Annotated in this window: 1 protein-coding gene; it reads left to right on the forward strand. The window is 42.5% G+C overall.

Translation table 11 applies throughout. The features are described 5' to 3' along the window. On the forward strand, nt 1-11457 hold an 11457-nt coding region (locus tag O9300_RS12145; RefSeq protein ID WP_287971864.1), incomplete at both ends, for a CARDB domain-containing protein.

Consider the following 11457-nt stretch of genomic DNA (forward strand, 5'->3'; position numbering starts at 1 on the left):
GTCACCTTACCCAGTAATGCAGTAGGAAGTGGGTACTTACTATTTAAGACAGATGCTTACAACTACCAAACAGAATCCAACGAAAACGATAACGTTTATACTCAGGCGATTGATATTGCTGCACCCAATTTAATTATTACTAATGTCACCGCTCCGACTACCGCTAGTGCTAGTCAGACTATTACCCTATCTTGGACAGGGAAAAATGACAGTTCTGTGACTACAGGAAGTTCTTACTGGTATGACCGAGTGGTATTCTCAAAAAATCAATTTTTTGGTGATAGTGATGATGTTTATTTGACTGATTCTTATATCTACAGCTATTATGGATTACCCTTAGAAGCGAATGAAACCTATACAGTTAATACGAGTGTCACCTTACCCGTCCAGGCGGTAGGAAGTGGGTACTTACTATTCAGGACAGATGTTTATAACTACCAAGTAGAATCCAACGAAAACGATAACGTCTATACTCAGGCGATTGATATTGCTGCACCAAATTTGACTATTACCAGTGCGACTGCGCCTAGTACTGGTATTTTAGGGGGAGCCATATCAGTTTCGTGGACGGTACTAAATAATGGAACTGTTCCGGCCAATGCTGATTGGTATGATTCAGTTTATCTGTCTAATGATCAGACTTGGGATAGCGGAGATACATGGATTACTGCTTTCTGGGAAGCTGCAAGAAGTCCCCTCGCCGCTAATACCAGTTATACAGATACCCAAAATATTACCATTCCTAGTAATGCAGGAACCGGTGCTAAATATTTGATCTTTGTTACAGATCAATACTCTTACTACTACTACTACAACCAACAAGGAGAAACAGACGAAACCGATAATACTTATGCTGTTCCTATCACTTTAGGTGCGCCAGACTTAACCATTTCTTCTGCAACTGCACCCAGTAGCGGGGTTGTGAATGGAGCGATCAATGTATCATGGACGGTGAAAAATCAGGGTACGACAGATGCACCGGCGGATTGGTATGATCTGATTTACCTATCCTCTGATAATATCCCCGGCAATGGCAATGATAGTTACATTGCTGAACAATTTATAAGCACTCAAACCCCCTTGATAGCGGACGGTTCATACACGATCAATCGCAGTATTAACTTACCCAATGTTACCCCAGGAAATTATTACATCTTTTTCCGCGCTGATGCCTATAATTATCAAGGAGAAACCAACGAAAACAACAACTACAGTCAAGCTATTCCCATTACTATTGGTTCGCCGGATTTAATTGTTAGTAATGCTACGGCACCAGAGTCAGGAGCATTAGGAGGAACAGTCAGCCTTTCTTGGACAGTACAGAACCAGGGAACAGTAGAAGCTCCCGCCGATTGGACTGATTATATTTACTGGTCAAGTAATGATACTTATGACGGTTCTGATACCTTCATTACCAGTATTTCCGCCGCCGCACAAACTCCCGTTGCCGTCGGAGGAAGCTATAGCAAAACCGAAAATATTACCTTACCCAATCAAATAAACTTCGTTGGCAATGGTTACTTAATTGTCCGAGCAGATGGCAATAATGCACAGGGAGAAACGGACGAAAATAATAATGATCGTGCGATTCCTATCCGCATAGATGCACCAGATTTAATTGTCTCAAATGCCACTGCACCAGCATCGGTAACTGTAGGTGCAACGATTAGCGTTACTTGGGATGTGAAGAATCAAGGAACTGTTGCGGCTAATGCTGATTGGTACGACAGGGTTGTGATTTCTACTGACCAAATCTTCGGTAATAGCGATGATACTTATCTGACAGAAGTTTGGCAAGGTTCATTTACTCCCCTAGCAGCCGGAGCAACCTATAGCCGCACCCTCAATGTTACCTTACCCAGTACCGCTACTGGCGACCGCTATTTGCTCTTCAAGGCTGATAACTATAACTATCAAGGTGAGACAGACGAAAATAACAACGTCTATTCCCTACCGATTAACATTTCCGCTTCCGACCTCCAAGTTACAGCAACAAATGCTCCGACAAGTGCCATTTTAGGGGAAACAGTTGAATTAACTTGGACTGTCACTAATAACGGTACGGGAGCAGCAAGTCAGGATTGGTATGATCGAGTTTATCTCTCCAGTAATCAAACTTTAGATAGCAATGACGTTCAAGTTACTTATGAATTGATAGCGACACAAACGCCTTTAGCTACTGGTGCAAGTTATACTATCAGCAAGAATGTCACCTTACCTAGTTTTAACCCTGGCAATCAATACTTATTATTTGTTGCTGATTCAAGCAATTATCAAGGGGAAATAAATGAAAATAATAACCTTGCTGCGGTTCCTATCACTTTAACCGCTCCCGATTTAATTGTTTCTAATGCTTCCGTACCTGCAACCGGAACAGTCGGTAAGAGTATTGAAGTTTCTTGGACAGTACAAAACCAAGGGACAAGCGCCGCTCCTACGGATTGGTATGATCGCATTTACCTCTCCAACGATGCTATTTTTGATGCTAATGCTGACACTTACATCACCCAAGAATTAATCTCCACCCAAACACCATTAGCCGCCGGTGCAAGTTACAGCATTACTCGCAATATTACCATTCCTAACTTTGGGACGGGAAACCGTTATTTAATCTTTGTCGCTGATGGTTCGGGAGGTCAAGGGGAAACTAACGAGACTAACAATACTCGTGCTGTCGCCATTAATCTCAATGCTCCCGACTTAGTAGTAAGTGATATTACCGCACCGGTTGAATCCTTGTCTGGACAACCAATTGAGATCAATTGGACTGTCAAAAACCAAGGAGCAGCAACCGCAGAAGGAACTTGGTATGATTATGTGTATTTAGTTAATACAGCTACCAATTCCACCCAGTATGTCGGAATTTTTGAATATTCAGGTAGTTTGGCCGCTGGAGCCTCCTTAAATCGGACTCAATCCTACAGCGTTCCCCTCAGTTTAACTGGTAACTATCGAGTGGTTGTAACGACCGATTTTTACGGACAAGTTGCTGAAGGAACGCAGAACGAATCGAACAATACTACTACAGATGATCGTCCGATTTCTCTACAGCTTGCTCCGGTTCCTAATCTACAAGTTACCGGGGTAACTGCACCATCGACGGCTTTTTCTAGTCAAGAAACCGTCGTACAATGGACAGTAAAAAATGTCGGTACTGGTGCCACTAATGCGCCTGTTTGGTATGATCGAGTTTATTTGTCCCTCGATACTACTTATGACAATACTGATACCTATCTAGGAGAAGCAGTTAATCCTAGTTATCTCAACCCGGATGATAGTTATAGCAACAGCTTAACCGTAACCCTACCTCGCGGTATTGATGGCAATTACTATTTCCTCGTACAAACTGATGTTTATAACTACGTTACCGAAGTTGGTAATGAAGGGGATAATTGGGGTTCTGGTGGGCCGACGGATGTTAATTTAACTCCACCTCCCGATTTACAAGTAACGGCGGTTAATGCGCCTAATGGAGCCTTCTCAGGACAACCAATGAACCTGAGTTGGACTGTCACTAATGCTGGTACAGGACGCACTTTAGAAACAGCTTGGTATGATCGGGTATTTATGTCGGCGGATGCAACTTTAGATGCAGGCGATCGCAATTTAGGTACTTTTTACCATAGTGGTGCGTTAAATGCCGGTGCAAATTATACCGGTTCAGCGACAGTTAATTTACCCATTGGTGTGGCGGGAAGTTTCTTCTTCTTTGTCCAAAGCGACATCTATAACAACGTTTATGAGCACGTTTTTGAGAATAACAATAGTGGCTACGACACCACAGCAACGAACATTACCCTAACGCCGCCACCAGATTTAGAGTTTGAATCCTTAACGATTCCGAGCAACGCTCGTTCTGGTAGCAGTTTAAGCATCAATTATCGAGTCACTAACTTTGGAGCCACAGAAACCCCGAATTATTATTGGACCGATACCTTCTATCTTTCCAGCGATAATCAACTAAATACGGCAACGGACATTAATTTGGGTAGTGTCGGCCAGTATGGCATTCTTTATCCAGGTGATGGTTATGATCGTACCGCTAACTTTGCCTTACCCAATACCTTAACTGGCACCTACTACGTCTTTGGTGTGACCGATAGCGGCGATCAAGTATTTGAATTAGATAATGTTAATAACGTCACTCAAAGTATCAATCAAGTACAAATTGTTTCCCAACCGGCGGATTTAGTTGTTACTGACGCAGTTATTCCGACTACCGGAGAAGCTGGTAAGGCGATTTCCGTGCAATGGACAGTGAAAAACCAGGGAACTGGGGATACCATTGTTAACAGTTGGAGCGATCGCCTTGTAGTTTCTAACGATGAGGTTTTAGGAGATGCAGATGATCTGACCCTCGCCAGCTTCACCCGCACCGGACTTTTAGCTCCCAATGGTACCTACAGTCGGACTGAAAGTGTTATTTTACCCTTTACCTTAGAAGGCAATTATCAACTATTTGTCGTCACTGATTCGGCTAATAGCGTTTATGAAGGTAGCAATGAGGGAAATAATGCCTCTAGTGCTTTTCCCCTCACCATCTCTCGTGATACTCCCGATCTCCAAGTTACTAGCATTACTCTGCCAGATACCGTGACTCCCGGACAGCCGCTGACCCTCAATTGGACGGTGGCAAATTTGGGGGTAGGACGGACTAATAGCAATTATTGGTACGATCAGGTTTATTTGTCTTTAGATAAGAATCTCAGCGGTGATGACATTAATTTAGGGTCGGTTTATCGTTCAGGAGCCTTAGAGCCATCAGCAAGTTATAGTGCCACGGGTACTTTCTCCCTTCCTGTTAATTTGAACGGTAGTTACTATGTTCTGGTGCAAACTGACCGGGATAATAACGTTATTGAAGGTGCATTTGAGAATAATAACGTTTTAGCCAGCGATAGTAGCAGTGGAGGCGGTTCGGGAACCGGAAGCCTACCGATTACTCCCGCTCCTTCTGCTGATCTTGCCGTTACTTCTGTCGATGCGCCGGAACAGGGAATTGCCGGACAATCTCTGAGTTTAACTTGGACGGTTGTTAATAATGATGCCAATACGGGTCAAAGTTGGTATGATGCTGTTTATCTATCCCGCGATCAAGTATTTGATCGCAACAGCGATATTTATTTAGGATATCGCAACCATACGGGGGGATTAAATGCAGGAGATAGTTATACTGCAACTCAATCTTTTAATATACCGCGAGGCTTAGGGGGACGTCTTTACGCTTTCGTGGTGACGGACGGCGGTAATGCTGTTTATGAACGGTTAGGAGAGATCAATAATGTTAATTATGATGGATTCTCGACGGAAATAATCTTGCCGCCTCCGGTCGATTTAGCAGTAGGGACAATTACTATTCCTGTCAATGGAACGCCAGGTCAAAATGCCACAATTAGTTATACCGTAAACAATCAAAGCACGAATGAGGCGATCGGGACATGGGAAGATACAATCTATCTTTCTCGTGACAATCAATGGGATGTCAATGATGCTTTCTTCGGTCGTGTTTCCCAAACAGGACCAGTTGCTGGAGGGGGGAGCTATAGCAAGACAGTAACCGCTACTTTACCAGGAGTAGCAACGGGGGATTACTATGTTATTGTTCGCAGCGACATCCGCAACTACATACCGGAATCTAATGAAGCGAATAATATTAAGGCTTCTTTAGATGACTTTGCTGTTGATGTCGAGTCCTTAGAATTAGGTACGCCTGATACAGGGACTTTAGGACAAGGACAGTCTGTTTATTATCGGGTTGATGTACCAGCAGGAGAGACGCTGTTACTGAGTTTTGATAGTCAGTCTACTGCGGCTGCGAACGAGCTTTATATCCGTTATGGAGATATACCAACTCGCGGTCAGTTTGATATCGGTTATACCCAACCCTTTTCGCCTGATCAAGACATAGTTATACCTAGTACTCGTGGCGGAACTTATTATGTTCTTGCCTACGGGGATAATGTAATCGGTGATGCGCCTAGCTATAGCATCAGAGCCGATGTTTTAGAATATTCTATTACCGATTTGGGAACAAATCTCGGTAGTAACAAAGGACAAGCTACTGTCAGAATTTCGGGTGCAAAATTCACCCCGAATGATGTTGCGAGTTTAGTAGGAACAGATGGAACGCAACGCCAAGCCAGTAAAATCTGGTGGAAAAATAGCACTGAATTATGGGCAACTTTTGACTTACAAGGACTCAGTACAGGAGCTTATGATGTCAAGGTCAATAATGCTACTCAGACTGCTATTTTAGATGATGGTTTCACGGTAACGGTAGGGGACGAAGGCAGTCTGGAAACCCAATTAAACCTTCCCAGTGCTTTACGTCCAGGACAAGCAGGAATCGTGACGATTAACTATGCTAATGCCGGAGAAACCGATATTGTCAGTCCCTTGCTCGTTCTCAGTACACTTAACGCTAATTTACAATTATCTGATGGCAGTTCAAGTGATAGTTATCAATTCCTTGCCGTTGGTTCAGAAGGTCCAGCCGGAATCTTATCGCCTGGAGAACGCGGGACTTTATCACTCGTTTTTCAGCCTACGGTTAGTACGGGAGAAGTTAATCTAAACTTACGGAGTCTTTCGGCAGGGGAACAACCCTTAGATTGGTCCGAGATTAAAGATAATTCCCGCCCTAACTTTATTTCTGATGAAGCATGGGAAGGCATTTGGAATAACTTTATTGCCTCTGTGGGTACAACCCCTCAAGAATATGTTGCTGCGCTCGCCGATAATGCCAATACATTTAGTCAATTGGGGAACTCTATCTCTAACGCATCTCAACTAATTGCCGCAGAGATTCAACAAGCTAGTAGTACTTTGTTAGGCAAAAATTTAACGAGTATTCTTGATGCAAGTATACCTAGTCCTGGATTGGATCTAAGTTTTGTACGCTTCTTCCAATCTTCCTTTGACGGACGACTCAAATTAGGAGCTTTGGGCTATGGCTGGACACACCTTTGGGATATTACTGCCACTGCCGATACCGAAGGAACGGTTACGATTCAGGAGTCGGGGAATATTCGTCTCTTTGAACGGCAAGCCGACGGCAGTTATATAGGTCAACCCGGAGACAATGCTACTCTAGCGCTGGTAGGGAATAGTTACCAGTTACGGGAATCTGATGGAACAATTTTAGCGTTTCGTGTCAACGGCAAACTGGATTATCTTGAAGACCCGAACCAAAATCGAATTACTGTAGGTTATACCAATGAACGCCTGACCAGTATCAACCATTCTAACGGCGATCGCTTGACGTTAGACTACAATAGTCAGGGACGTATTAGTCAATTAACCGATGCAACAGGTCAAGTAACAACTTATACTTACAATGAAACAGGAGAACATCTGTTAAGTGTTACAAATTTTCAAGGAACCATCTCTTACACTTACAATAATAGTATTGATGTTGCTCAACAGAATGCTCTACAATTTATCACCGAAATAGATGGGACAGTCACGGGTTTTAACTATGATGATCGGGGACGCTTAGCTCAAACAACTCTGAATGGTATTCCTCAAATAAGCTACAGTTATGACAGTAATACAGGAATGACCATTACTAATGCAGAAGGTAAGATCTCTAAATTATTATTGAATTATTTAGTTCAAATTGGTCATTCAGAAAATCCTCTGGGAGAGCGCATACAATATCAATATGATAGACAAGGTAATGTAATCCAGATAATTGCTCCTAATGGTAGTTTGTCTAACTTTACCTATGATAGTCGTAATAATTTAATCAAGAGTGTTGATGCTTTGGGTCAAACAGTTGAGTTTATCTATGAATCTCAATTTGATAACTTAACAACGATTCAGGATCAACGAGGTAATCTCTTGACCTATGATTACGATAATCGAGGAAATTTAACGGCGATTACTTATGCAGATGGTAGTCAAGAAACCTTCACTCTTGATAGTCAAGGTAATACTATTGTCTCCGTTAATCGTCGCAACCAAACCATTCAATACACTTATAATAATCAGGGATTATTAACCCGTAAGGATTATGCTGATGGGTCTAGTGCTAATTATACTTACGATAGTCGGGGCAATCTTCTCTCAGCTACTGATTCTGATAGCAGTATTACTTATACCTACGATACAACCGACCAACTTACGAGGGTAACAGACGGAGACGGACGCTTACTGAACTTTAGCTATGATACGGAGGGTCGTCGTAGTCAGATGGTAGATCACAATGGCTTTACTACTAACTATAGCTACGACAATAATGGTCAATTATCTCGTTTGAGCGATGGTAATGATGCCACCATTGTTACCTATACTTATGACACAGTGGGACGTTTAATCCGTGAAGATAACGGAAATGAAACCTATACGACGTATGACTATGATGATGCTGGACAACTCGTGAGTCTGGTTAACTATTCTGGAGATGGAACTATTAACTCAAGCTTCGAGTACAATTACGATACAATGGGTCGCCGTACCAGCATGACGACCTTAGATGGAACAACGACTTATGGATATGATGGCATTGGTCAATTAACCTCTGTGATTCTGTCTAATGGACGCACAATTGAATATCGCTATGACGCGGCGGGTAATCGTATTTCTGTTCAAGATAGTGGAGTTACGAACAACTACAATACTAATAACCTCAACCAATATATTTCTGTTGGCAGCACAACCTATAGCTATGATGCCGATGGCAATTTAATTAGTAAAACTGAAAATGGGTTGACTTCTAGTTTTATATATGATGTAGAAAATCGTCTGATTAGTGTAACGAACTCTGATGGAACTTGGAGTTACGAATATGATGCTCTAGGCAACCGAATTGCTAGTATTTTTGATGGTGAAAGAACCGAATATTTACTCGATCCAGCAGGATTGGTAGATGTGGTAAGTGAGTATGATAATTCAGGAAACTTGCTTGCTAATTACACCTATGGATTAGGATTAGTAGGTCGCGTGGATGGAACCAATACTGCTTACTACTATGACAGCGATGCCATTGGCTCAACTGTCGGCTTGACGGGTGCTACAGGCGGTTATCTGAATCGCTATGAGTATCTGCCATTTGGAGAAGATTTAACTAAAGTGGAGACGGTGTCTAACCCCTTTGAATATGTTGGGCAATGGGGTGTGATGGATGAAGGTAATGGCCTTGATTTTATGCGAGAAAGATTTTATGATCCAAATCAAGGCCGATTTTTAAGCACGGATAACTTAGGAATTAATGGTGGTTTGAATCTATATCATTATGTTTTCAACGAGCCGTTGACCAATATTGATATTGATGGTTTGGCTCCCACGAAAATCTTTAAGGTACTGATACGGGTTGGAGAAAAACTGGTCGATTCAGGGAAAAGACTGACTAAGAAACAGGCTGAACAAGCCATAGAAAGAGCCAGAAAAAATGGTACTGATAGAGATCTATTTATCGAAGCACCAGGCCGTAAAGATGCGAAGAAACTGGCTCGAGATGCTGGTGATGGTAAAAAACCCATACACGATCCTCCACACCCATCGGCTGGACCGGAAGCACGACCCCACTACCATACCAATGATAGAAGTGGTGGTCATGTTTTATATAGTTTTACTGGTCCTTTAACCTTACCTTACTGGGCAAATGAAATTGACCCTGATAACGAATGGTTACAAACAGGAGCAGAAATACTCGATTTCTTTAATCCTCTATCTCTGCCACAAGATTTACTCGATCTCTGGGATTGGTTAAACGATCAATTTGTACCTATCATCCGTCCCTCCGATCCCAACGATATCGTAGGACCAGCAGGATTTGGCGATGAAAAATGGATTGCCTCGCAAACCCTTCCCTATACCATTCGCTTTGAAAACCAAGCCAGTGCGACTGCACCTGCTCAAACTGTTTACATTACCCATCCCTTAGACTCTGACGTTGATTTCCGCACCTTCCGCTTAGGTAGTTTCGGTTGGAGTGGTTTAACCTTTAATGTTCCTGAAAACCGCTCTTTCTACAATCAGCGTGTGGATTTAACGGAAGAACATGGCTTCTTGGTTGATGTTTTTGCTGGTATTGACATCCAAAAAGGCGAAGCTTTCTGGACCTTAACTACTATCGATCCAGAAACAGGTGAAACTCCGGAAAACCCCTTAATTGGCTTCTTACCTCCCAATAACGAAGATGGAGTAGGCGATGGCTTTGTTACCTATAGCATTCGTCCTAGTCGCACGGCTGAAACAGGAGATGTCATCGATGCAGAAGCGACCATCATCTTCGATACGGAAGAACCCATCAGCACTCCACCTATCTTCAATACTCTTGATGTTGATAAACCTAGTAGTGAAGTTAATGACTTACCTGCAACCACCCCAACCCCTGAATTCCTCGTCAGTTGGACAGGAACAGATACAGGATCAGCTTTAGCAACTTATACTATCTATGTGTCGGATAATGGCGGTAACTATACAGTCTGGCTCAATAATACTGAATTAACCGAAGCCACTTACACGGGGACAGCCGGACATAGCTACGCTTTCTATTCGGTTGCGGTCGATAATGCGGGTAATACAGAAGCAGTACCGACGGAAGCAGATGCAACCATACAAATCGGTGGCGCAGTTAATCAACCCCCACAAATTTCAGTCAATGCAGGCTTAACTCTTAATGAAGGCGCTAATTCTGCTATTTCTAATAGTTTGCTTGCTGCTACAGATGCAGATAATACCGCAGATCAGTTGACTTTTACCATCAGTACGATTCCGACAAATGGGAATTTACAACGCAATGGAGTTACTTTAGCGGTTAATAACACCTTTACCCAAGCTGATATTAATAGTGGCTTACTATCCTACATTCATAATGGCGGAGAAACTATCAGTGATAGCTTTAGCTTTACGGTAGCCGATGGAGCAGGTGGTAATATTAATGTCACAAGTTTCGTCATCACAGTTAACCCAGTAGATGACGCACCAACTGTCCTCAATCCGATTACAGATGTCAATGTTAACGAAGATGCAGCCAATACCGTCATTGATATAACCAACGTCTTCACTGATATTGATAATGACATTGTTTCAATTGTTAAATCAGTATTCCTCAATGACAATACAGGATTAGTCACTGCTACCATCGTTGACAATCAGTTAACCCTCGACTACCAAGACAATCAATCTGGGATAGCTAATATTACAATTCGGGGAACATCCAACGGTAAAACTGTTGATGATACTTTCCTAGTCACAGTTAACCCAGTAGATGACGCACCAACTGTCCTCAATCCCATTACAGATGTCAGTGTTGACGAAGATGCAGCTAATACCGTCATTGATTTAACTAACGTTTTCACTGACATCGATAATGACATCGCTTTAATTGTTAAATCAGTATTCGTCAATAACAATCCGGGATTAGTCACCGCTACCATCGTTGACAATCAGTTAACCCTTGACTACCAAGACAATCAATCTGGGATAGCTAATCTGACAATTCGGGGAACA

The organism is Microcystis sp. LE19-195.1E, from assembly GCF_027532095.1.
GTDB lineage: Bacteria > Cyanobacteriota > Cyanobacteriia > Cyanobacteriales > Microcystaceae > Microcystis > Microcystis aeruginosa.